At 41.1% G+C, this 23,970-nt stretch carries 18 protein-coding genes; 9 read left to right on the top strand and 9 right to left on the bottom strand.

Annotated elements, in window-relative coordinates; all coding sequences use genetic code 11:
• Positions 1–3 precede the first annotated feature (3 nt).
• Complete coding sequence (locus J8L85_RS01120; protein ID WP_211013863.1) at positions 4–669, top strand: ABC transporter ATP-binding protein; 666 nt, start codon at positions 4–6, stop codon at positions 667–669.
• Here the strand turns inward: J8L85_RS01120 and J8L85_RS01115 are convergent.
• Complete coding sequence (locus tag J8L85_RS01115; protein WP_211013862.1) at positions 666–2,339, bottom strand: amidase; 1,674 nt, start codon at positions 2,337–2,339, stop codon at positions 666–668. The two genes, J8L85_RS01120 and J8L85_RS01115, sit on opposite strands and share 4 nt — an antisense overlap.
• A 200-nt stretch (positions 2,340–2,539) precedes the next feature.
• On the opposite strand from J8L85_RS01115, the gene J8L85_RS01110 reads away from it, so the two are divergent.
• From J8L85_RS01110 to J8L85_RS01095, 4 genes are all read left to right on the top strand, one after another.
• On the top strand, positions 2,540–3,682 hold the full coding sequence (locus tag J8L85_RS01110; RefSeq protein ID WP_211013861.1) for an Mrp/NBP35 family ATP-binding protein: 1,143 nt from the start codon (positions 2,540–2,542) through the stop codon (positions 3,680–3,682).
• A gap of 11 nt (positions 3,683–3,693) precedes the next feature.
• Positions 3,694–3,936: a NifU family protein gene (locus tag J8L85_RS01105; RefSeq protein ID WP_211016240.1), complete on the top strand. Its 243-nt coding sequence runs from the start codon at positions 3,694–3,696 to the stop codon at positions 3,934–3,936.
• Positions 3,937–4,006: 70 nt separating this feature from the next.
• Positions 4,007–5,065: an NAD(P)/FAD-dependent oxidoreductase gene (locus tag J8L85_RS01100; protein WP_211013860.1), complete on the top strand. Its 1,059-nt coding sequence runs from the start codon at positions 4,007–4,009 to the stop codon at positions 5,063–5,065.
• A gap of 1 nt (position 5,066) precedes the next feature.
• Positions 5,067–5,399 (top strand): 2Fe-2S iron-sulfur cluster-binding protein, encoded by a 333-nt coding sequence (locus tag J8L85_RS01095; RefSeq protein ID WP_047247223.1) that lies wholly within the window; start codon positions 5,067–5,069, stop codon positions 5,397–5,399.
• A 69-nt stretch (positions 5,400–5,468) separates the two neighbouring features.
• Here the strand turns inward: J8L85_RS01095 and J8L85_RS01090 are convergent, their stop codons facing one another.
• Positions 5,469–7,208: an ABC transporter ATP-binding protein gene (locus J8L85_RS01090; RefSeq protein ID WP_211013859.1), complete on the bottom strand. Its 1,740-nt coding sequence runs from the start codon at positions 7,206–7,208 to the stop codon at positions 5,469–5,471.
• A 134-nt stretch (positions 7,209–7,342) separates the two neighbouring features.
• Here J8L85_RS01090 and J8L85_RS01085 point away from each other — a divergent pair, with 134 nt between their 5' ends.
• Positions 7,343–8,401, top strand: a complete 1,059-nt coding sequence (locus tag J8L85_RS01085; RefSeq protein ID WP_211013858.1) for a TPM domain-containing protein — start codon at positions 7,343–7,345, stop codon at positions 8,399–8,401.
• A 45-nt stretch (positions 8,402–8,446) separates the two neighbouring features.
• Positions 8,447–10,627 (top strand): acylase, encoded by a 2,181-nt coding sequence (locus J8L85_RS01080; protein ID WP_211013857.1) that lies wholly within the window; start codon positions 8,447–8,449, stop codon positions 10,625–10,627.
• A 6-nt stretch (positions 10,628–10,633) separates the two neighbouring features.
• On the opposite strand, the gene J8L85_RS01075 is transcribed toward J8L85_RS01080, so the two are convergent.
• From J8L85_RS01075 to J8L85_RS01050, 6 genes are all read right to left on the bottom strand, one after another.
• On the bottom strand, positions 10,634–11,281 hold the full coding sequence (locus J8L85_RS01075; protein ID WP_211013856.1) for a hypothetical protein: 648 nt from the start codon (positions 11,279–11,281) through the stop codon (positions 10,634–10,636).
• A gap of 92 nt (positions 11,282–11,373) precedes the next feature.
• On the bottom strand, positions 11,374–12,441 hold the full coding sequence (locus tag J8L85_RS01070; RefSeq protein WP_211013855.1) for a membrane dipeptidase: 1,068 nt from the start codon (positions 12,439–12,441) through the stop codon (positions 11,374–11,376).
• 1 nt (position 12,442) lies between these two features.
• The gene (locus tag J8L85_RS01065; RefSeq protein WP_211013854.1) at positions 12,443–13,555 is read right to left on the bottom strand and encodes a D-TA family PLP-dependent enzyme; all 1,113 of its coding nucleotides are present in this window, start codon (positions 13,553–13,555) and stop codon (positions 12,443–12,445) included.
• Positions 13,556–13,560: 5 nt separating this feature from the next.
• Positions 13,561–14,022, bottom strand: a complete 462-nt coding sequence (locus J8L85_RS01060) for a RidA family protein (protein WP_211013853.1) — start codon at positions 14,020–14,022, stop codon at positions 13,561–13,563.
• A gap of 9 nt (positions 14,023–14,031) precedes the next feature.
• Positions 14,032–15,348 carry a gluconate:H+ symporter gene (locus tag J8L85_RS01055; protein ID WP_211013852.1) on the bottom strand — a complete coding sequence of 439 codons (1,317 nt, stop codon included), beginning with the start codon at positions 15,346–15,348 and terminating at the stop codon, positions 14,032–14,034.
• Between the two features lie 156 nt (positions 15,349–15,504).
• Positions 15,505–16,404: a metallophosphoesterase gene (locus J8L85_RS01050; protein WP_211013851.1), complete on the bottom strand. Its 900-nt coding sequence runs from the start codon at positions 16,402–16,404 to the stop codon at positions 15,505–15,507.
• Between the two features lie 214 nt (positions 16,405–16,618).
• Between J8L85_RS01050 and J8L85_RS01045 the strand changes: the two genes are divergently transcribed.
• Positions 16,619–18,994, top strand: a complete 2,376-nt coding sequence (locus tag J8L85_RS01045) for a GAF domain-containing protein (RefSeq protein ID WP_211013850.1) — start codon at positions 16,619–16,621, stop codon at positions 18,992–18,994.
• Here the strand turns inward: J8L85_RS01045 and J8L85_RS01040 are convergent.
• On the bottom strand, positions 18,983–20,203 hold the full coding sequence (locus J8L85_RS01040) for a Pycsar system effector family protein (RefSeq protein WP_211013849.1): 1,221 nt from the start codon (positions 20,201–20,203) through the stop codon (positions 18,983–18,985). The genes J8L85_RS01045 and J8L85_RS01040 overlap by 12 nt on opposite strands.
• A gap of 55 nt (positions 20,204–20,258) precedes the next feature.
• On the opposite strand from J8L85_RS01040, the gene J8L85_RS01035 reads away from it, so the two are divergent.
• A complete protein-coding gene (locus J8L85_RS01035; protein WP_211013848.1) occupies positions 20,259–23,969 on the top strand; it encodes a metallophosphoesterase in 3,711 nt (1,236 codons plus the stop codon).
• Position 23,970: the final 1 nt, after the last annotated feature.

Raw genomic sequence — 23,970 nt, 5'->3', positions numbered from 1 at the left:
TATATGTTACTACAATTAAAGAATATTTTTAAGTGGGTAAACACAGGAGGTCAGCGAATCTTCTTGTTGAAGGATATTAATTTGGAAGTCGAGGAAGGAGAATTCATCTCTATTATGGGCCCATCGGGCTCCGGTAAATCCACTTTGCTGAACGTTATCGGAATGCTCGATACTTTTGACGAGGGAGAATATCACTTTTTAGACGAAAGCGTACATACCCTAAAAGAGAAGTATCGCTCTAATTTGTATAAAGAGTATATAGGATTTGTTTTTCAATCGTATCACTTGCTCGACGACCTTACCGTTGCCGAGAATTTAGAGATGCCCTTGTTGTACAAAAAGGTAAAGGGGTCTGAACGTAAGGCATTGGTCGCCGATATCTTGGATCGGTTTAACATTGTAGGCAAGAAAGATCTGTTCCCTTCTCAATTAAGTGGTGGTCAGCAACAATTGGTGGGTGTGGCGAGGGCCTTGATCGCCAGTCCCAAATTAATTTTGGCAGATGAGCCCACCGGAAATTTAAATTCTCAGCAAAGCGAAGAGATTATGGAGCTCTTTAAAAAACTGAATAAAGAGAACGGCGTTACCATTATTCAAGTAACACATTCAGAGAAGAACGCTGCCTACGGCTCTAGGATCATCAATCTTTTAGATGGTAGAAAGGTTTAATCTAAATACCCGTTAGGGTGCATTTCATCAAATTCTGTTTGTTCTTGAAAAGCCTTTGCCAATAACAGAATACTGGCCTCGTCGTATAGGTTGCCCACCAATGTTATACTGGTAGGATGCTTGTCTTTGTCCAATCCGGTCGGTATGGCAATTACAGGGTGTCCGGTTAGGTTGGTGATAATCAATTGTCGGTTACCGAAAGTAGGCGAAATTATTACGTCGTAATCTTTAATGAGTTCGTTCATTTTTTCAATAAGTATTGCCCTGTGCCTGTTTGCCTGTAAATATTCCACTGCGGGAATAAAACGCGCCTGCCGCAACGAGTTGGCTCTTGATCGCTGGTCTTGCTCCACCATTTTATCCACATCTCCAGAGCGTACCAAGTCATCGAAGAATGCACCGGCCTCTGCCCTTAAAATAATATCAAAACTATTGTAGGGGAGGTCTTCGGGCAGTTTTAATGCTTCAGGCTCAATCCCCATTTTTTTAAATGTCTCCAAAGCCTTTACCAAATTGTCCTTTGATTTTGAAGAATCTTTTTCAATATCTTCCTTCAAATACCCCACCCTAAGGGTTTTTATATCCCGATTGAGATCAATGCCAACAGAAAAATCTGTTGTAGTAGGGTCTTTGGGGTCTTTTCCTGAAATAACACTGTAAACAATAGCGCAATCTTGGGCCGAACGTGCCATAGGACCTACTTTGTCCATAGACCAACTAAGGCTCATTACCCCATAACGGCTGACCCTTCCATAAGTGGGGCGGAGTCCGGTGATGCCTGTTCGGTTACTTGGTGAGGTGATACTGCCCAATGTTTCGGTTCCTAATGCAAAAGGCACCAAGCCTGCAGACGTGGCCGCGCCCGAACCTGCGGACGAACCTGTGGCCCCTTGTGCTGTGTCCCATGGGTTTTTTGTTTTTCCACCAAACCAAACATCACCTCTTGCAAGAGATCCGGATACTAGTTTGGCGATGAGCACGCCTCCTGCGTTCTGTAGTTTCTCTACTGCGGTGGCCGTTATATCAAATTCTTGGTCTTTATAGGGAGCTGCGCCCCAAGTGGTTTTATATCCTTTTACGGCCATAAGGTCTTTAACGCCATAGGGTATACCGTGCAATATGCCTCGATAATTTCCATTAGCGAGTTCATCATCCATTTTTTGCGCTTGCTCCAATGCCATTTCCTCTGTAATGGTGATAGTGGATTGTAGAACGGCATCGTGCTTTTTTATCCTATCTATAAAGAATTTTGTTAGCTCAACACAACTTATTTTTTTGTTCTTGATCAAAGAAGCAAGTTCGGGTATGCTATAAAAGGCAAGTTCCGATCTATTGTTGGGTAGTTCTATATTGTTTGGAATTTCCCATTCCGGTATGTTTCCTTGTGGTTTTTGTGTAAAATTGAGCGGTAAGGGGTCGAACTTAACAGCGGGAAAAACATTGGGATCCAAAGAATAGGTTCTAAGCGAGTCGAAACCTTTTCTGTTTCTTAATAGATACGGGTAGATCGTATCAATCTGTTTTTCGGTAAAGGATAACCCTATAAGGTTCTGGGAGCTCTTTACATCTTTTTTTGAAAACTTCTTGTTGGTTCCTGCGCATGAACTCAATAAAAGCACAACAACGAAGAAAGTAAAGACAGGATATTTTGTCTTAAGTTTTGGGAACATCTGATTTGGTTTAGTTGGTATGCCCGAATTTACTATAAATACTGCTTTTTTTGTTAAGATTTATAGGAAAAAGTTAGTGTAGCCTTTGTAGAAAAAGTAGTTTATAAGTTAAGTTTATTCATTCATGTTCAATTTCAATGTTATAGCTTCATATTCTCGAGCCTAAGAACTATCTTTGTTGTTTAGAATGAGTATACATAATGAAGATAGATAGAAAACAAGTTTTAGAGGCGTTAAAGTATATTACGGTTCCTGGGGAAGGCCAAAACATGGTAGAGAGCGGAGCGGTGAAAAATGTTCAGATTTTCGGTGATGAGGTAGAGATAGACGTTACCATTGGCAATCCTAGTTTACAGGCCCGTAAAAAGACAGAAGTTGAAATTTTAAAGGTCATTCACAAAGAAGTCTATGAGAAGGCTAAAATAAAGGTGAACATCAAAGTAGATGCACCCGCCCCCAAGCCAAAGGTGAATGAGATAAAAGGAAAGCCGATTCCAGGAATTCAGAATATAATTGCAGTGGCTTCCGGTAAAGGAGGCGTGGGTAAATCAACGGTTACGGCAAATATTGCGGTTACCTTGGCCAAAATGGGTTTCAAGGTCGGTTTGTTGGATGCCGACATCTATGGTCCGTCCATGCCCATAATGTTCGATGTTGCCCAAGAAAAACCCTTGGCGGTCAATGTTGATGGTAAATCTAAGATGAAGCCCGTAGAAAGTTACGGTGTAAAATTATTGTCGATAGGCTTTTTTACCCAGCCCAACCAAGCGGTTATATGGAGAGGGCCTATGGCATCGAAGGCATTGAACCAGATGATTTTTGACGCACATTGGGAAGAGTTGGATTTTATGTTGATAGATCTACCACCGGGTACGGGAGATATTCATTTAAGTATTATGCAGGCAATGCCCGTAACGGGAGCGGTCGTGGTGAGTACGCCGCAAGAGGTTGCCTTGGCCGATGCCCGAAAGGGAGTTGCTATGTTCCAACAAGACTCCATCAATGTTCCAGTTCTAGGAATTGTGGAAAATATGGCCTATTTTACTCCTGCCGAGCTTCCGGACAACAAATATTATATTTTCGGAAAAGAAGGGGCCAAGCATTTGTCAGAAGATTTGAACGTTCCCTTTTTAGGCGAAATTCCTTTGGTACAGAGTATAAGGGAAGCTGGTGACGTAGGTAGGCCTGCAGCGCTGCAAACAGCGACACCTATTGAGGCGGCTTTTGAAGATCTTACCAAAAAAGTAGTGCAAGAGGTGGTAAACAGAAATAAGAACATACCCCCCACAGAGGCAATTAAAATAACAACAATGGCAGGCTGTGCCGCCGTTAAAAAGAAGTAACTATGACGACAATGACTTCAGGTGATCTAAGAGATAAAGTAGAAAAGGCGTTGGAAGAAATACGTCCTTTTTTACAGAGTGATGGCGGTGATATATCATTAATATCCATTGATAATGAAAACTCGGTCAAGGTAAAGCTTCATGGTGCATGTGTAGGTTGCAGTGTTAATCAGATGACATTGAAGAGTGGCGTGGAAATGACCATTAAAAAATATGCCCCACAAGTGGTAGAGGTAATTAACGTTCAAGGATAATAACTTGACAAAAATCATAAAATTATAATCTACCCGATAGTAATTTAGCCAGATTTAATAGCGCTTTTTGATGATTAAGACAGATATTCTAATTATTGGGGCTGGCCCCACAGGACTTTTCGCAGTTTTTGAAGCAGGATTATTAAAGTTAAAATGCCATCTTATAGATGCGTTGCCGCAACCGGGCGGGCAATGTTCAGAAATATACCCTAAAAAACCCATCTACGATATACCTGGTTTTCCTGAAGTATTGGCAGGAGACCTAGTAGATAATTTAATGGAGCAGATAAAACCTTTTCAACCAACCTTTACGCTTGGTGAAAGGGCGGAGACCATTGATAAGTTAGAAGATGGAACTTTTGTGGTGACTACCAACAAAGGAACAAAGCACAATGCCCCCGTTGTTGCCATCGCTGGCGGATTGGGTAGTTTTGAGCCGAGAAAACCATTGTTGGAGAATCTTGCCCAGTACGAGGATAACGGTATTGCCTACATGATAAAAGACCCTGAAATTTATAGGGACAAAAAGGTGGTCATTGCCGGTGGAGGTGATTCTGCCCTGGATTGGAGTATCTTTTTAACCGATGTTGCCAGTGAGGTCACCTTGGTACATAGAAGAAACGAGTTTAGGGGTGCCTTGGATTCCGTAGAAAAAGTACAGGAATTAAAGAACGAAGGTAAAATCAACCTGATTACCCCGGCAGAAATCGTTGGCCTACACGGTGAAGGTAAATTAGAGTCGGTAACGATCAAAAAATCGGCAGCAGAGGTAGAGCATATAACATTGGAGGTAGATAACTTTATCCCATTGTTCGGACTTTCCCCAAAATTGGGCCCGATTGCCAACTGGGGCTTGGAAATAGAGAAAAATGCCATTAAGGTAGATACCTTCGATTATCAGACCAATGTACCGGGCATCTATGCTATCGGTGACGTAAATACGTATCCAGGAAAATTAAAATTGATCTTATGTGGTTTTCATGAGGCTACCTTAATGTGCCAAAGTGCTTACCAACGAATATTCCCCGATAAAAAATATGTGATGAAATACACGACCGTAGGTGGGGTCAGTGGTTTCGACGGAACTAAGAAAGAGGCGCCAAAAGCCGTAATTAAAGCGATAGATTAAGATGACCGATATTAAATTAAAGATTACGGACCGTGATGGCGTAATGCATGAAATAGAGGCTCCGACCGATATGAACATGAACCTTATGGAGGTAGTACGGTCGTACGAACTGGCTCCTGAAGGTACTATAGGTATCTGTGGCGGTATGGCCATGTGTGCCTCTTGCCAATGCTATGTTTTATCGGATCATGAGCTTCCCGAAAAGTCGGATGATGAAGAAGCAATGCTTGCCGAGGCTTTTAATGTAAAAGAAAATAGCCGTTTGGGTTGTCAGTTACATATCTCGGAAGAAATGGACGGACTCGAAGTAGAGCTGGCTCCAGAAGAACTTTAAGGTCGGTATGTAAGGGTTTAGGTACGTAAGTTCTTTTTAGACCGTTCACCAATTATTATTGGCTACCTGTTATATTCTTGCTTGGTAGGTAAATAGATTGTAGTACCTGCCTTCTTTGGCGATCAGTTCTTCGTGGGTGCCTTGTTCGGCAATACGGCCATTCTCAATAACCAAAATCTGATTGGCTTTTCTAATGGTACTTAAGCGGTGTGCAATAACAAAGGTGGTTCTTCCCTTTGTGAGTTCGGCCAAACTTTTTTGAATTAGGGCTTCACTTTCTGTATCGAGATTGGAAGTGGCTTCGTCCAATATTAAAATTCTGGGATCCGCTAGTACGGCCCGGGCAATGGCGATACGTTGACGTTGCCCACCGGATAGTTTTACGCCCCGTTCTCCGATCAAGGTGTCCAGGCCATCATCGAAGCGATCGGTAAACTCATCTACATAGGCAGCTTTTACGGCAGCATCAAGTTCTGCTTCCGAAGCATTGGGCCTAGGGAAAAGGATGTTGTCGCGTATGGTGCCTTCGAATAAAAAATCATCTTGAAGAACCACCCCTAAAAACTGACGGAAACTGGTAAGGTCTACCTTTGTCAGGTCATGCCCGTCAATAGTGATGATGCCTGAATCCGGATTCAAAAAACTGGCGGCCAAACCGGCAATCGTAGATTTTCCAGAACCAGAACTTCCGACAAGTGCAATAACATCGCCAGATTTTGCCTCAAAGCTTATGTTGTGCAAAACGTCTTTGTCTTCCTCATAGGCAAAAGAAACGTCCTTAAAGACGACATCGCCTTTGATATTTTTAAGAACAATGGTGCGGTCTTTTTCATCGGCTTCCGTGATTTGGTTCATTAACTCTTCGGTACGGTCCAAACCTGCAAGGGCCTCTGTGAGCTGACTTCCGACATTGCTCATCTGCACGATCGGAGCGACCATTAGGGCCAATAAAAATGTAAATTCAAAATATTCGCCGGTCGTTAGCTCTCCCTGCATCATTTTGTATCCGCCATATCCCATCATTATGCCTGTAGTGGCAAGTCCCAACAAAAAGGTAGAGGAACTGGTCATAATCGCTGTTGCGGTCAGGCTCTTTTTTACGTTCCTGTATAATTTGTGTACCCCTTCTTCAAAAACCTTTGCTTCTTGTTCCTCTGCATTAAATCCCTTTATCACCCGAATGCCTCCCAGGGTTTCTGTTAAACGACCTTTTACCTCGGCATTGATCTTTCCACGTTCCCTAAATACGGGGCGTATGATCTTAAAGGCCTTTAGGGCTATAAAGGCAAACAAGAGTAAGGGAATAAAGGTCAATAAAGTCATGGTGGGGCTTATCCGCAATAATAATATTAAAGAGACGATGGCGGTAATGGAACCACCTACCAATTGTACCAGTCCTGTGCCGATGAGGTTTCGTACGCCTTCAACATCGCTCATAATACGAGATACCAGTCCGCCTGATTTGGTGTTGTCAAAAAAGCGAATGGGCAGTGCCAACACTTGTTTTTGTACTTGGGCCCTAAGTTCGGAAATCATAAATTGAGCCTGAATGCTAAGTACTTTCGTCAATAAAAAAGACATAATGCCTTGGACCAAAAAAGAAAATATAACAACGCCTACCAATACTTTTAGTAAATCGTAGTTTTTGTTGGGTACGATGTCGTCCAAAAAATAACGTAACGAAATGGGGGCCACAAAACTGGCCGCCTTGCTAATGACTATCAATAAAAGTCCAATAAAAACAAGCTTTCTTCTAGGCCAAATTATGGTTTTGAACGCGGTAAGGATGCTAACTTTTTTTTCTGACATATAGTACTGGATATTAAGGTGCAAGTTACTTTAAATCTAAGGAATCAAAAGTTTCTTCCTGTAGTTTTAAAATTGATTCTATGTTCTGATGAAGGGTTTTTTATATTTGAGGAACAGTATTATAACATACGACCATGTACAAAAAAACCTTTATCATTCTTTTTTTGCTGAGTTTCATGTGTGCCCGTGGACAACAACAGTATTACGAACTACGCGATTTTGTCACCGATAGTGCCCATATATTCTCTAGCGAAGAAGCACGAAGATTAAATCAAAAATTGCAGGATTTTGAAAAGGAAACCACAAATCAAGTGGTGGTCGTTACTATAGAGCAGTTGGGTTTTGAAACCATAGAGGGGTATGCCAATGGTCTTTTTAACCAAAATGGTGTAGGTGCTAGTGGAAAAGACAATGGGCTCTTAATCTTATTCGCGGAATCGGACAGGGAAGTGCGTATTGAAGTAGGCTACGGCTTAGAACCCTATATTACAGATGCCGTGGCCTCGAGGATTATTAGAAATACAATGATTCCGCTTTTTAAAAAGGAACGTTACTACGAGGGAATAGATGACGGTGTAGATCAAATAATTGAGTTTTTAAACAATCCGGAGGCTATAGAGGAATTTAAAAATGATATCGCGGCAAGCGAACGTAAGGGAGAAATTATTGGATTTATTTTCATGGGGGTATTTGTATTGGTGTTTGTAGGGGTAGGCGGGTTTCTTTTTTATAGTGGTTATAGGGTGCTGGTTGAGGTGTTCAGGGGTGTTTTTATGGGGAAGTTAGGGGTTATACCTGGTTTTTTTATGCTTATCTCCAGTTCTTTCTCATCCTTATTTGCACTGGCTTTTGTTGTTATTCCGTTAGGTGTTGGCTATAGTGTCTATACTTCTAGTAACCATATCGATACTATTATGGAAGGCGTCTTGGACAATCCGTATAATTTATGGTGGGGATTAGTACCCTTTTATGGAATAGCCGCATGTATTGCCCTTATAAAACTGAAATTGGAAGGCAAGAAAGATTTGAAGATATCGTGGATTAAAAATGATGAGGTCTATTATAGGAGAACATTCTCTTCTTCGGGAACCCATGCCCTAAGTTCGGGTAGTGGTTCTTCTGGCGGAAGTTCTAGCTCGTTCTCTGGTGGGGGTGGAAGTTCTGGTGGTGGTGGAGCTAGTGGCAGCTGGTAAAATTGATATCAAAAGTGTAACTTCATACCTTATAAAACCATTTCGATGAAACGCATTCTATATTTTGTTGCTTTTTTACTGATTTTCGCCTGTAAGTCTGAAACCAATGATACTTCAGAATTGGAAAAATGGAAGACACGGGCATCTAATGTTGAAATTATAAGGGATGATTTTGGGGTGCCCCATATATATGGTAAAACCGATGCCGATGCCGTTTTTGGCCTCTTGTACGCCCAATGCGAAGATGATTTTAATAGGGTAGAGCAAAATTATATATGGGCTACCGGAAGATTGGCAGAGATAGAAGGGGAAGAAGCAATTTACAGTGATCTAAGGGCCAAATTGTTTATGACCGAAGAAGAGGCGAAAGCCAATTATGAAAAAAGTCCCAAATGGTTGCAAGAGCTTTGTGATGCCTTTGCGGACGGCATAAATTATTATTTGTACACCCACCCAGAAGTAAAACCAAAATTGCTGGATCGTTTTGAGCCTTGGATGCCCATGTATTTTAGCGAAGGCAGTATTGGTGGGGACATTGAAAGAATAGCTACAAAAAAAATAAAGGCTTTTTACGAAAGTGGTATGGAGCTGCCGGAAATGGAGCTTTTGGAAATGAAGAAAAAAGAGGAAATGGAAGAGCCCCAGGGTTCTAACGGCATTGCCATTTCAGGAGAATTAACGCAGTCCGGTAATACCATGTTGCTCATAAATCCGCATACTTCATTTTATTTTAGGGGCGAGGTGCATGTGGTAAGCGAAGAAGGGCTAAATGCATATGGTGCGGTTACTTGGGGACAGTTTTTTGTGTATCAAGGGTTTAATGAAAAGACCGGCTGGATGCACACTTCTACCTATACCGATGTGATGGACGAGTTTAAGGAAACCATTGTAAAAAAGGAGGATAAGCTGTTATATCAATATGGGGAGGAATTACGCGAAGTAGAATCATATGAAATTGTTTTAAAGTATAAGGATGGGGATTCGCTAAAGGAAAAATCCTTTCCCGCCTACCGAACCCACCACGGCCCCATTACCCATTTGGAAGATGGCCAATGGACGGCTTCTGCCATGATGTGGGAACCGGTAAAGGCCTTGGAACAATCCTATATCAGAACCAAACAAGATGGGTATAAAGGTTTTAGGAAAATGATGGACATTAGAACAAATTCTTCCAATAATACGGTATATGCCGATGCCGAAGGCAATATTGCCTACTTTCATGGGAACTTTGTTCCTAAACGAGATGTACAGTTTAACTATTCTGAGCCAGTAGATGGCAGCGACCCCAGAACCGATTGGCAAGGGCTGCATACCGTGGATGAGAATATTTTGGTGTTAAATCCGGAAAACGGTTGGATCCAAAACTGTAATTCCACACCGTTTACCTCGGCAGCGGAGTTTAGCCCTAAAAAAGAGGACTACCCGTATTACATGTCTCGTGATCAAGAGAATTTTAGGGGAGTGCATGCCATAGCATTATTGACCGATAGAAAAGGCTACACTTTAGATAGTTTGATCCAATTGGCACATGACCCATATCTGCCTGCTTTTGAAGCCTTGGTCCCCGGGTTGGTAAAAGCGTGTGACGCTCATCCAAAACCAAACTTGAAAGGAGCTATTGATGTGTTGCGGAAATGGGATTATAAAACATCCAAAGAGTCCGTAGCCATGACCTTGGCCCATTTTTATGGCACTATTAGTTATAAAAAGGCAAAGAGGCCAGAGGGTCTTAATGGCATGGAGTTGATAGAGTTTTGGGGAAGCGATTCGCCCGATAGCGAAAAACTTGGTTTATTCGAAGAAGTAGTGGGCAATTTAGAAACTGATTTTGGTTCATGGGAAATTCCATGGGGAGAGGTCAATAGGTATCAAAGATTAAATGGCGATATAAAACAAGCCTTTAACGATAGTCTTCCCAGTGTAGGGGTAGGTTTTGCTTCAGGTACTTGGGGGGCTTTGGCGGCATATGGTGCAAGATATACGGCTCCGGGCGCCAAAAAGATATACGGCACAAGGGGCAATAGCTTTGTGGCGGCCGTTGAGTTTGGCGATAAGGTAAAGGCAAAAACTATTTTGGCAGGGGGACAAAGTGGAGATCCAAAATCGCCCCATTTTAATGACCAGACACAAAAATATATCAATATCGATTGGAAAGATGCGGCCTATTATCGTGAAGATGTTTTAAAACGTGCCGTAGAAACTTATAATCCGGGAGCTAGAAAATAGATGATTTTATTCTTTGGTAACTATCAATGTGGCCTTTGATCCAGAGGAAAGAAGCCATTTGTTGGAATATAACAACTGTCCTTTATCATCATAGACATCCACTTGCGCGGTATTAGGTGCCGAAGAACCGTGGTTGAGTGCTTCAAAATCTATTTTGTTGAAACCGGGTTGTAAATCTACATTAATACCCTTGAAGGCACCGGTAAGCAATACATTGGGTTCTACTACAGCATCGTTCACATAAATTTTGACCCGGTCACCGTCTACGAATTCATGGTCCCTACAAACAATACCTATAAATTTTCCGTTGCTTTTAATATCGCCTAAATATTGGTCCCCGAAAAATTGGCCCGAACCGCCGTATCTTTCACCAGGTCCAATACGAGGGTCTATCTTTAGCCCCGTTCCCGCTTGTACCAATTCTTCATCGGGTAGCATTTTTACGGGGTTGCCCTTGGTCATATCCAATTTTGGCTGCTCTTTGATTACCGATGGTATATTCAATACGGTACCTGAAGTCGATGTACCTTTACTGTCCAGTTTGTTGGCAGTTTCTATCTTTAAAGGATTTTGGGTAGGTAAATCGCCTTGGGCACTGACCCATCCAAAAAAAAGAAGACAAAAAACGACAAATAAAGAGTTGTGCTTATTCATTGGTATAATCGTACTAATAGAATAAAGATAACAAATACCCTGCCACTGCTACTTAACAGGTTGTTAAAATCGATTAATGTAGCCTCTTACGCTTAGTTGGCCAAGTTTTCCTCTAGAAAACGAATAAAGTTCTTGCTCATTATGTTTTCAATATCCTGCATGTGATACCCCCTATCTTTTAATAACCCGGGAATTTTTTGTAGATCGGCGATCGTATCCAGATCTTTTGGGGACTGTTCCAGGCCAAAGCCACCATCTAGATCGGTGCCAATGCCAACATGTAGCGAGTTTCCGGCCAATTGGCATATATGGTCTATGTTCTGTATCATATGGTTCAATGACACGCCGGTACTTTCTGGTGTAGATTTGCCGCGTACCCAGTTGGGTACCATCATCCAAGCATCCAAGGCCATACCTATGACCGCATTTCTATTAATAAGTTCTTTTAGTTGATCATCGGAAAACTGACGGTTGTGATCCACAAATTTTCTGCAATTATTATGGCTTGCCCAAATGGCACCTTCATATATATCCATTGTTTCCCAAAAACTTTGGTCACATAAATGGGTGGCATCTAAAATAAGTTGAAGACGCTGTATTTCTTTAAGTAGCTCTTTTCCTTTTTTACCGATACCGCCTATAGAGTCTGTTCCAAAGGCATATGTTCCCGGACCGTAATGTGCAGGGCCAATAGCTCGTAACCCTTGGTCGTACGACTTTTGTAGGTAAGATAGGTCTATAATGGAATCTGCACCTTCTAAACTTAAAATGTATCCTATAGGAGTATTTTCTTTATCGTTCTCCCATGCTTTCAAATGCGCGGTCAATGCTTTTTTATTGGTGATCTGAATCATTTCACCGGCATCTTCCATGGCTTTATACCATGCCAATTGGCCTTGGGTTTGGGCCCATGCCTGTTGTGGCGAATGCCAACCTGGTAATTTATTGTCGGGTTTTACATATCTCGCTATTTGTGTGGCGACGCAAAGACCTATATTTCCTTTTCTCATGGCATCTAAAGAAACGGTGTTCTTTCCTCGGTCAGGTTTGTCGACCATGCCTTTTTCTCTTTTTCTGATTTCGGATACCGGTAAGGTAAGGTCGCGGTTCCATTCCATGGCGTTCATGGATAGGTCTAGGTGGGCATCGAGAATAAACATCTTAAATAGTGATTTTGTTGCTACGGGCCACTACTTTCCAATGGTCTGTAATGTTTCCGTTTTCTACGACCAATAGTTCGTCATATTTGGCCACCGTAGGACAAATATGTTTAGGTATGGCATAGTGCTCGGCGCCTACCTTTTCTGCTTTTAGATCGTCATATTCTACGACCAAATGTTCTTCAGATTGGCTAAGCTGTTTACCATGCTCCAAACTCAGGAAATCTACGCGGGGAAAGGGCATTTCAGGGGCTATGGATTTATGTCCCAGGTCAAAGCATAGAATCCCCGCCTTTGGTTTGCTAATGACCCTGGTAAACAAAACTGCCGCAGGAAGAAAATCCATTTCGGGAAATAAATTACCATAACCGGTATCCCAAAGTAGGGTAGTGCCCGGACTGGCGATTACATTCTCGCGTTTGCAGTGATAGGGAAAAGTAGGTGATCCTCCCGCAATTATTTTAGGGGTCGGTAAACTTTCTTGTAGAATACGGTCCCTTAAACTCAATACCTTTTCAAAAGCCTCGTCACAATCTTTTTTTCTGGCTTCGGGATCTGGGTTTCTCAGGTGTCCGTCATAAGCGTGCAATCCTTCGATTTCTAGAGAAGGGTGGTCGGCAATGTGTTTGTATAAGTTTAGGGCTTCATCGTTTGCAGGTATTCCAGTTCTGTTCATACCCACGTTTAAATCGATGTACAAATGTAACTTTAGACGGTTCTGCGTGCCTAGGTCGCCCAGCAGATCAGCGGTTTCTATATTATCCGTTAAAGCCGAAAAGTGAACGTCTGGAAATTTTTTGATCAATGATACAAACCTGTTCATGTTAGCCCCTACGGGCTGCATGGCCAATAAAACATCGGGAGCTTTGCAAACGGCCAAAAGTTCGGCCTCGGCTATGGTGGCACATTTAAACTTGTCAATACCTTGGTCCATTTGTAGGCGTATGATCTCTGCGGTTTTATGGGTTTTAATATGCGGCCTTAAATTGTCGGGTCCGTTGGCCATACGCACCATGGTATCAATATTATGTATAACCCTGTCCTTATAGATCAATAGAGAGGGAGAGATTATTTCTTCGGTATTGTTTAATAGATACCAGTTCGTATGATTCATATCTTTTATTTGTGAAGTTCAAACATGGCCTCTATTTCTACGGCAATATTTCCAGGAAGCATCATACCCACTGCGCTTCTTACACCTACACCGTTTTCAGGTCCGAAGACATCGGACATTAATTCGCTAAAACCATTGATTACCAATGGGTGATCTTTAAAATCTGGTGTGCAATTTACCATGCCCAATGTTTTGACCAATCGCTTTATACGGTCCACATCCCCAAAATGGGTAGTAATGGTGGCCAACATGGTGAGTGCTACATGTCTTGCACCCGTTTTTCCTTGAGATAAATCCAAATCGTCCCCGACCCGGCCCGTATATAGAGATCCATCTTTTAGTACAGGGCCTTGACCAGAAACATACAAAAAATTGTCTATGACTAGAATGGGCCGGTACAAACCAGCAGGAGGAGGGGCGGGAGGTAATTGTAGGCCCAGTTCCTTTATTTTTTCAGAAGCTTTCATGTAATGTTTTTATATAAATTGATTCAATACCAATACACCCAGTAAACCCATAATACCGACTGTAGTTTCCATAACGGTCCAAGATTTCAGCGTGTCTTTTATAGATAGGTTAAAGTACTCTTTAAATAACCAAAAACCACTATCGTTTACATGTGAGAGCATTAAACTGCCAGAACCAATGGCGAGTACCATTAATTCTGCACTGGCACCTGTACCCTCTATAAGGGGAAGCACAATACCGGCAGCGGTAAGGCCCGCAACTGTGGCAGATCCAACGCAAACCCTTATAATGGTAGCGATCAACCATGCCAATACAAGAGGTGAAATAGAGGAATCTTTTAAGGCTTCACCTATGTAGATGCTTACACCGCTGTCTATTAATACCTGTTTTAAGGCACCGGCACCGGCTATTATAAGAAGTACCATGGTGATACCGGTAACGGCACCGGCAACCGTATCCATAACTTCTTTCATTTTTTTTCCGCGTGCCAGCCCTAACGTATAAATGGCTACCAGTACAGATATGAGCATGGCCATAACAGGATTACCTGCAAAGACCAAAATTGTTTTTATCAAAGAACCTTCGGGTAGAAACAGCTCTGCTGCTGCGGCAATGGCCATAAGAATTACCGGTAACAGGGCGGTAAAAATGCTAATGCTCGTTCCTGGCATTTCCTCATCTTTTAAAATTTTAGGATTTAGAAATTCTTTTAAGGGGGATGCCTTTATGTTTTTCATGGTTCTGGACAATAACGGTCCGGCTACGATAATGGCAGGGATGGCTACGATGATTCCGTAGAGCAATGTTTTGCTGATGTCGGCATTAAAGGTAGAGGCAATTGCCGTGGGGGCCGGATGGGGAGGAAGGTAACCGTGGGTAACCGACAGTGAGGCCAGCATAGGAAGCCCAACATAGAGTAACGGTAGGCCGGTTGCTGCTGCAATGGTGAAGACCAAAGGTACCAAGATTACGAAACCGACCGAATAGAACATAGGGATGCCCACTATAAAGCCTGTTAAGACCACGGCCCACTGAATATTTTTTTTACCGAACTTCTCAACAAGTTTGGTCGTAATTCTTTGTGCGGCTCCACTCTCGGCAACCAATTTTCCTAACATGGCCCCAAGTCCTAAAATAAGTACAAGAAAACCCAAGATGTTCCCGATTCCTTTCTGTATGGATTCCACTACGGCTACGGGCTCCATTCCTTCCGCTATTCCAACAAAAAGGGAAACAAGAATAAAAGCGATAAAGCCATTGAGTTTGAACTTTGCGACTAAAAGGAACAAAAGGAGAATTCCTACGATTACGATAAAAAGTGGCATATGGTTTTGGTTGTATTAAAATAGAACTTTAAATATACCATAATTTACAGATTCGTAACGCCGTGAATTATTTTTTACGATTTTAATAATGTAGAAAAATAGGCTCTTTTGTAGGGCCATGGCTTTGGTAGCCATTGTTTAAAATACGAAGCCCTGCTATGGTTTTGGCTTATAATCGGATAGTTTTTCTGGGCCTTCCAATAATACCCTTACCACTTTTAAAGTGCCATCGGTAGTAGTATCTATATGCCATTTAATAAGGGAGATTTGACCGTTCTCAATTTCAATACCGGTAATGCTTCGAGGGTGTACACAGCTACCGTCGTTAAATAGGGGGATATCTCCAGGTTCTGGAAATCGAGGTCGGTGAGTATGCCCTACGATAGTGATCAACAGGTTGTTTTTTAGTATCCATTTTTTGATCCTACGTTCCATTTTTATAAGTTCCTTATAATTTTTGGCAGGACTCGTAGGGTCTGCAATGCCCCATACTTGTAGCGGTTTCCAAAGTACCCTGACCAGAAACCTTCCCAATCGCCAGAAGGTGTAGTTCCACCAATCGGCCTGGTGGCCATGGGTCAGAAAAATTTCTTGTTGGGTATGTGCATGCTTTAATATAATAGCTTCTGTGTAGGTGATGTCCTCAAAAAGTTCTTTATCGGTATTGTCTATAGGTTCGAAATAACTGGACAGGTTTTTTTCTACATATGCCTTGTCTTTATATACCATATCATGATTGCCCCAAATCATATGAAGTCGTTTCTCTAGATGAAACTTGCGCAACAATTGGTAAATGTTTTTGTGGGCCTCGAATATGGATTCAAAGTTCATGTTCTCCCATAATTCATCACCGTCACCTAGTTCACAATAATCAAAACCTTCGTTGTAGTAATAGTTCAGGGCATGAAAATAGATGTTTCTGTTGTTGGCGAATTCATCGGCAAAACTATTATCGCCCCTATGACAATCACTGAATAGTATAAACTTTGAGTGGTCGTCGAACATAACTTTTTTGGCATTTTTGTATGCTCTAGATAACCTTTGGGACGATGACATATTTTTGATTGAAACGTGTACGCTAATTTAAACAGTTATTCGCAACCCTGAAAGAAATACGTTCTGATGGGTTTTGCAATACGATATTAAAAGAGTCTCAGTATGAAACAATTCGGTAAGAGGAGCATTAACTAGGGTGTATAAAGAGGTGTTATACTACCCGTAGCGTATTTATTTTGTAATTTTACCCCCAAGAACGCGACCAAGATTGGGTATGATAGTAGAGAAAGGTAAAGAGCTTCCATTGATGCAACTTATTAGCTTTAACAAGTTGTTGCAGAAGTATGAGGTTATGGCCAAAAGTGACGATGAGTTCTTGGCCCGTAAAGCCCGTCGTATTTTGGCTGCACAAGCACCATATCCAGAACTTCGTGAGGGGTTTACCGACACTTCTTTATTAGAGAAGCACAAGGATGTAATTCAGATTATTTTACAGGATGTTTTCTCGGAAGTACTTACGGATAATGAAATTAAGGCGGCTTCGCTTCCTTACAACGACGTTATCTTTAACTCATCGAGACGGTTTAAAAAAATTTTAGAGCAGGCCGGAGGTAAAGATTTTATTCCTGAAATGCGAAGTATGCCGCATGATGAGATGTATGTAATGGCCTGTGCCGTGATACTCAATTTCTATTATGGCTTTCCTTTAGATTTTAAACGGCCCATTTTTTACGATATACCTGACGCCAATGGTGTAATAAGACATTATCGCATTTTATATAACGCCGATTTTATAGAGCTTGTACCTACCGATAAGGCAAAAGAACTGACCTCCGATGATTTGGACGAACTGTTGGCCAATTTCGATAATATCGATTTGTGGAAAGAGAAGATTCCGCCAAATAGTTTTATCTCAAAAGGTTTTGTGATTTCTAATATGTTCGATGTTTCTACAGAACATTCGATTTCCGAAATAAAATCAAGCCTGATCGCCAGTAACAAAAGGGCCGATGAAGGGTTTATGGAAGGTCTTCAAGATACTTTTAGGTCTTTTTTCAACCAAGCCAATCTTAGAGCTGGTTTTATGACCTATAATGAAAAGAACGATAGTTTTGAGCCTGTTTATGGTGAAGGTATGGACAGTTTTATCCTTAAGGATAAGGAAACAGCAAGCTGTAAAAAGATTCTTTGTGGATATTCTTACGAGAAATTGCTCAAGAATAATAATTACTTTACCATATCTGATGTAGAACATTACACAAAAAAATGTGATACCGTTTTATACAAGAGGTTGAAAGAACAGGGTATCAAAAGCGCTATTTTTGCCCCCATTGCCCAGAACGATGAGTTGCTGGGTATATTAGAACTGGTGTCCACTGAAAAGAATGCACTTAACAGTGTCAATGCCAATAAGCTAGAAGATATAATGCCTTATATCGTATCTGCCGTTCTGCGTTCAAAAACAGAGGAAGAAAATCTTATTGATGCCATAATACAAAACGAATGTACTTCGGTACATGAATCGGTATACTGGCGTTTTCAAGAAGAGGCAAAACGTTTTATAAAGGATGAACTTGAGGGGGTACAACCAACTTTTAGGGAAATTGTTTTTGAAGATGTGTATCCTTTATATGGTCAGATAGATATAAAAAATTCTTCCAATGCCCGAAACGCTGCCATTCAACGAGATTTGATGATTCAGCTTTCTGCGGCCAACAAGGTGCTGGACCATGCATGGCAAAAGAGGAAGTTGCCCATTTACGAAGAGTTGATGTTCAGGGTCAATAACCATATAGAAGATATTAAAGACATTCTTCACGCAAATAGCGAGCAATCCATTTTTGATTTTATAGCCGATGAGATCCATCCGATATTTTCACATTTGAAAAAGATGGATCCTGATTTGAGAAATCTGGTAATGGAGTATGAATCTTCTATAGATAAGGGTACGGATTCATATTACGATCACCGAAGAAATTATGATGAGAGTGTAATGAGGATCAATAAACGGTTGGCAGCACTTATAGATAGAAAGCAGCGAGATGCGCAAGCCATGTTTCCACATTATTTTGAGCGATATAAGACCGATGGCGTAGAACATAATATGTATATAGGAAACTCAATAGCGGGTGACCTGGGGTTTGACCCTATTTACTTGAACAATCTGCGTTTATGGCAATTACAGGTAATGTGCGAAATGGAAAATGCACATTATAAACTGAAACCTGAACTGCTGGTGCCTCTAGATGTGGCCTCATTGATACTGGTCTATAATACTTCGCTATCGATTCGTTTTCGAATGGATGAGAAACGGTTCGATGTGGACGGCACCTATAATGCCCGTTACGAGGTTATCAAAAAAAGAATCGATAAATCATATATCAAAGGTACAAACGAACGGCTAACCCAACCAGGTAAAATGGCCATTGTATATTCTCAGAAAAAGGATGAGTTAGAGTATCTGCGTTATATCAAGTTCTTAAAATCAAAAGGATATTTTACTGGCAAGGTAGAAATTGTTGAGCTCGAGGGCTTACAGGGTGTGTCTGGTCTTAAGGCTATACGTGCCGATATTCTGTATAAAAAGGTTGATCGGGCAGAGGAAAAGACCTATACCTTTGAAGACCTTATGGAAACCTTAAAAGAATAATAGCTGAGATATTAGCGATTCCACTTGTCTGTCGGCACCGTACAGTTTAAAGGATACGGCGAAAGCGATTACCGAAATCACCATTCCGATCATGAATATGGTGTAAGTCCATCGTAACAATCTATATTTTCTGTTCAGTACAAGTCCTAGATAATATAGGTCTTTGGTTAACGAGGTATATATATAATCTTTATCGGAAATTAACTCGTCTATCGCCCATTGGTAATCCGATAAGCTCATTTTATGAAAATTGCCAAAAAAGAGCAGGTTGACCTTTTTCTGTTTTACATCCTCTTTTGTAAACTCTCCACTAGTTACATTGGGTCTGGTCGCTAGTACGGCCAAGACCATTGATATTACACTGAACATTACAAAAATTACCGTAGGGTAGATCAGATAGTCGTTTGATGGGTTGTCCAATTTTGGAATAAGGTTGGACAGTGCCAAAGAGATGATAATGGCATTAACGGATAAAAGAATGTTCGCCTTGGTATCGGCAATATCACTTAAGGTAATATGGTTTTTAAGGGTGACCCTGAACAAGGTCTGAATGCCCCGGTCCGGACTTTCACTTTTATATTTAGCCTTTAAGGCCTCCTTTTTTTCTATTTGTTTAATGTTCTTTTTCTCTTTGATCAGTCTTTTTATATTCTTTTCCTTCTCCTTTTGCCAATTTTCTTTCGCATAATCCGTATAATATCTATGTTGGGTTCCCAACACTTTAATATTAATGTTGATCCATTCTTTTTGGCTGTAATCGGCTATATTTAATAAACGCAGTTCTTCGCGTAAGAAATCGGAGGTTTCTAAATAACTTTTTTGGGCAAAGTGCGAGGCGTCCGCATCTCTAAGTATTTTTTCATGTAGTGTATCTGGTTGGGCATCTTTGGCCGTTGCCATAATACATTCGTTTACCTTGGCGATCAACTTAGGGTCGTATTCCTGTTCCGTTAAAAACGAAGTGGCAATTTCACAACTGTTTTTTTCATGGTTTTTAGGTCCCTTGATATAACCGGTATCGTGCAGCCAAGCGGCCAATTGTAAGGCTTCCGATTCCTGTTCCGACAACTCGTATGCATTAGATAATTCTTTAGTACTTTTGACGACTCGCTGAGTATGCCTCAGATTGTGGTATAAATAGTCGGGACTAAGTCTTTCCGATAGAAGTTCTACTACATAGTTTTCGGTATTCTGAAGAATATCAGGCATGGGAAAATGGGTTAGAAAGACCAAATTACGAAATTTTGAATACTAGGACATTTACATGAAAAAATATTATGCCTATATTTTGTTAATCTTGTTTTTTACTGGATGTGCGACGTACAAAAGTAAATACGCGGATATGAACGATGCCAGTGACGTCGTTAGTGAAAAAGAAGTGTCGCATACCTTTTATCTTATCGGGGATGCAGGACTTTCCCCTATGGGCGATATGAACCCCGTTTTAAAGAGTTTTAAGAAAAGACTTGATAGGGCGGCCAAAAACAGTACGGTTATATTTCTTGGGGATAATATTTACCCGGCCGGTTTTCCAGACCCCAAAGATTCTACGGTGGCCTATCTGACCGCCAAGAACCATTTAGATGCGCAATTGAATACATTGACCGATTTTAAGGGGGCAAAATTGTTTATTCCTGGTAATCACGATTGGTATACCGATGGTTTGGAAGGCCTTAAGAGAGAACAAAAGTATGTGCAAAAAATACTGGACGATAAAGATGCCTTTTTGCCCAAAAACGGTTGTCCCATTGATGTGGTGGAGGTTAATGACGATGTAGCTATTATTGTGTTGGATACAGAATGGTATTTGACCAATTGGAACAAAAAACCGGGTATAAACGATAAATGTGATATTAAGAGTAGGGAAAGATTTTTTTTGGAACTGGAAGATGCCATAAAGGACCATCGCGAAAAAACCACCATTATAGCAATGCATCACCCTATGAGCAGCTATGGTATTCATGGGGGGCAATATTCATTAAGAAAACAATTTTATCCGAAAGAGTTGCCGGTGCCGGTGCCGGTGTTGGGAACGTTTATAAATATTCTTAGAAAAACTTCGGGGGCATCGACCGAAGATTTACAGAATAAAAGATATTTAGAACTGATAAAGAGGGTGACCACCTTGGCTCAATCTTCTGAAAAGATTGTTTTTGCTTCGGGTCATGAACATACGTTGCAGTATATAGTAGAGAACAACATACCTCAAATTGTCAGTGGGGCCGGATCAAAAGAAGGTAGTACTAGGTTATTGAACGGTTCCCGTTTTTCTACAGGCAAAAGGGGATACGCCATTTTAGAAGTATACAAAGACGGGTCATCAAGAGTACGGTTCTATGGCATAAACGAAAAAGGGGAAGAGGTTTTTCTTTTTACGTCCGAAGTTTTGCCGCCAGATACACAAGAAAGCGATAGGGTTTACCCCGACCATTTTCCTGATAAAGTAAAGGCATCGGTTTACTCTAAGGAAGAAGTGGATAAAACAGGTTTTTTTAAGGCTGTTTGGGGAGACCGTTATAGAAAATATTATGGAACGGAGGTAATGGCACCAGTAGTATTGTTAGATACGTTGTACGGAGGCCTTAAACCGGTAAAGAAAGGGGGAGGGCATCAATCAAAATCGTTAAGGTTGCGAGATGCCAGTGGTAAGGAGTATGTGATGAGGGCGCTAAAAAAGAGTGCAGAACTCTATTTACAGTCAATGGCCTTTAAGGATCAGTATGTTCTAGAGGACCTTAAGGAGACCTATACGCAAGAGTTGTTGGAGGATTTTTATACAGGGTCTCATCCGTATGCCCCGTTTACCGTGGGCAAGCTTTCCGATGCTGTCGGAATATACCATACCAACCCTATTCTTTATTATGTTCCTAAACAAAAAGCCTTGGGCAATTATAACGATGTTTTTGGAGATGAGTTATATATGATAGAGGAACATGCCGGTGATGGCCATGGAGATCTAGAGAGTTTTGGCTATTCCAATGAATTGAAGAGTTCCAATGCCATGCTAGAAAATTTAAGGGACGATGAAAAATATGGTGTAGACGCCCAAGCCTATATAAGAGCCAGGTTGTTCGATATGATAATTGGTGATTGGGATCGCCATGTGGATCAATGGCGTTGGGCGGAGTTTAAAGAAAATAAAAAAGTTATATATAGACCGGTACCAAGAGATCGCGATCAGGTGTTTTCTAAAATGGGAGATGGCCTACTCATGGGGGTAGCTACTAGAATAATTCCCGGCCTGCGTTTAATGGAAGGTTTTAAAGAGGAGATAAGAAGTGTAAAGGGGTTTAATTCTTCGCCAAAGACATATGCATTAGATTTGGCATTGCTTTCACAGACTACAAAAGAAGAATGGATGGAACAAGCTTCTTTCTTAAGGGAAAATTTGAACGAACAGGCCATAGATGAGGCCTTAAAAATGTTTCCGGAGGAAGTAAGGGACGAAAGTGTAGGGGAAATAAAAAGAATTTTACTTGCCAGGGCCAGCCATATAGAGGAGACCGCAAACGAGTACTTTGATATTCTGAACAAATTTGCCACGGTAATCGGTACCGATAAAGATGATTGGTTCGAGGTTACCAGGTTAGATAATCAAAGGACAGAGGTAAAGGCTTATAGGATTATAAAAGGAGAAAAGAAGAGACAGTTTTTCAATAAGGTCTTTTATACATCGAACACAAAAGAAATCTGGATCTACGGTTTGGACGATGATGATGTTTTCGAAGTTAATAATGATGAAGGCTATAAGGGGATGAAAGTGCGGATCATAGGAGGGCAAAACAACGATGTGTATACCATTGAAAATGGTAAGGGAGTGGTTGTATATGATTATAAGAGCAAGAAGAACACTTTTAACAAAGTTGATCGTGCCAAGGTTCGGTTAACAGATGACTATAGTGTAAACACGTACGATCCGCTAAATGTTAGAAGTAGTGTGAACCAGGCCTTGCCCACCATAGGGTTTAACCCCGATGATGGTATTAAGATAGGTTTTTTGAATACCTACACGTACAATGGTTTTAGACAAAACCCCTTTACCCAACAACATACATTGAAGGCAGCTTATTATTTTGCCACCAGTGGTGTAGAACTTGAGTATAAAGGGGAGTTTGCCAATCTGTTCGAAAATTGGAACCTAGAATTTAAAAGTAGGTTTACCACGCCTAACTTTGCGATCAATTTTTTCGGATACGGAAATAGTACCGAAAACAATGATGATGAATTGGGTATGGATTACAATAGGGTTCGTATTCAAAATTTTGAAGTATCCCCTTCATTGGTTTGGAGAAGTCCAATGGGGGCGAAATTCAGGACAGGAATTTCGTATGAGACCATAGAGGTGGAAGAAACGGACAATAGGTTCGTAAATATTTTTTATCAAGAAAATGGGGCGGAAACGGTAAATAGTTTTGTCGGTGTACATGGTGGATATACCTATAAGAACTACGATAATACCGGCTTTCCGACCTTGGGGATGGCAACGTCCATAGAAGTTGGTTATAAAAGTAATACCAATGGTGAGGGTAATAGTTTCGGTTACTTTGTTCCCAGTATTTCTTTTGATTATAAGTTGGTACCTAACGGACGTTTGGTGTTGGCTACCAAATGGAAAGGGCATTTGAACATTGGAAATGGGTATGAATTTTATCAGGCTGCAAGTATAGGGGGCATAGATGGATTACGAGGATATAGAAACCAAAGGTTTACCGGTAAATCTGCTTACTATCAGAACACTGATATAAGATATAGCCTACGAAGAATGAAAACTAGGATCCTGCCAACATCAATGGGGCTTTTTGCCGGCTTCGATTATGGTAAGGTGTGGTCGCCGGCTATCGAATCTAATCAATGGCATACCTCCTATGGGGGAGGATTTTTTGTAAATGGTTCCGATATTATATCCGTTAACCTCGCCTTGTTCAACAGTGTAGATGGGGCAAGATTTACTTTTGGCCTGGGCTTTGCCTTTTAAT

Origin of the sequence: Maribacter sp. MMG018 (assembly GCF_018100785.1) — a bacterium.
In the GTDB taxonomy this organism is placed as follows: Bacteria; Bacteroidota; Bacteroidia; order Flavobacteriales; family Flavobacteriaceae; genus Maribacter.
Note: the sequence above shows the minus strand (reverse complement) of the source record. Positions and strands in the feature narration are given on the sequence as shown.

Bases quoted from the DNA above. Each gene is read 5' to 3' on its own strand.
- J8L85_RS01065 (WP_211013854.1), bottom strand. From the start codon at position 13,555: ATGAATCATACGAACTGGTATCTATTAAACAATACCGAAGAAATAATC.
- J8L85_RS01040 (WP_211013849.1), bottom strand. From the start codon at position 20,203: ATGCCTGATATTCTTCAGAATACCGAAAACTATGTAGTAGAACTTCTA.
- J8L85_RS01090 (WP_211013859.1), bottom strand. From the start codon at position 7,208: ATGTCAGAAAAAAAAGTTAGCATCCTTACCGCGTTCAAAACCATAATT.
- J8L85_RS01070 (WP_211013855.1), bottom strand. From the start codon at position 12,441: ATGTTTATTCTCGATGCCCACCTAGACCTATCCATGAACGCCATGGAA.
- J8L85_RS01105 (WP_211016240.1), top strand. From the start codon at position 3,694: ATGACTTCAGGTGATCTAAGAGATAAAGTAGAAAAGGCGTTGGAAGAA.
- J8L85_RS01060 (WP_211013853.1), bottom strand. From the start codon at position 14,022: ATGAAAGCTTCTGAAAAAATAAAGGAACTGGGCCTACAATTACCTCCC.
- J8L85_RS01035 (WP_211013848.1), top strand. From the start codon at position 20,259: ATGAAAAAATATTATGCCTATATTTTGTTAATCTTGTTTTTTACTGGA.
- J8L85_RS01080 (WP_211013857.1), top strand. From the start codon at position 8,447: ATGAAACGCATTCTATATTTTGTTGCTTTTTTACTGATTTTCGCCTGT.
- J8L85_RS01085 (WP_211013858.1), top strand. From the start codon at position 7,343: ATGTACAAAAAAACCTTTATCATTCTTTTTTTGCTGAGTTTCATGTGT.
- J8L85_RS01115 (WP_211013862.1), bottom strand. From the start codon at position 2,339: ATGTTCCCAAAACTTAAGACAAAATATCCTGTCTTTACTTTCTTCGTT.
- J8L85_RS01050 (WP_211013851.1), bottom strand. From the start codon at position 16,404: ATGTCATCGTCCCAAAGGTTATCTAGAGCATACAAAAATGCCAAAAAA.
- J8L85_RS01120 (WP_211013863.1), top strand. From the start codon at position 4: ATGTTACTACAATTAAAGAATATTTTTAAGTGGGTAAACACAGGAGGT.
- J8L85_RS01055 (WP_211013852.1), bottom strand. From the start codon at position 15,348: ATGCCACTTTTTATCGTAATCGTAGGAATTCTCCTTTTGTTCCTTTTA.
- J8L85_RS01075 (WP_211013856.1), bottom strand. From the start codon at position 11,281: ATGAATAAGCACAACTCTTTATTTGTCGTTTTTTGTCTTCTTTTTTTT.
- J8L85_RS01110 (WP_211013861.1), top strand. From the start codon at position 2,540: ATGAAGATAGATAGAAAACAAGTTTTAGAGGCGTTAAAGTATATTACG.
- J8L85_RS01100 (WP_211013860.1), top strand. From the start codon at position 4,007: ATGATTAAGACAGATATTCTAATTATTGGGGCTGGCCCCACAGGACTT.
- J8L85_RS01045 (WP_211013850.1), top strand. From the start codon at position 16,619: ATGATAGTAGAGAAAGGTAAAGAGCTTCCATTGATGCAACTTATTAGC.
- J8L85_RS01095 (WP_047247223.1), top strand. From the start codon at position 5,067: ATGACCGATATTAAATTAAAGATTACGGACCGTGATGGCGTAATGCAT.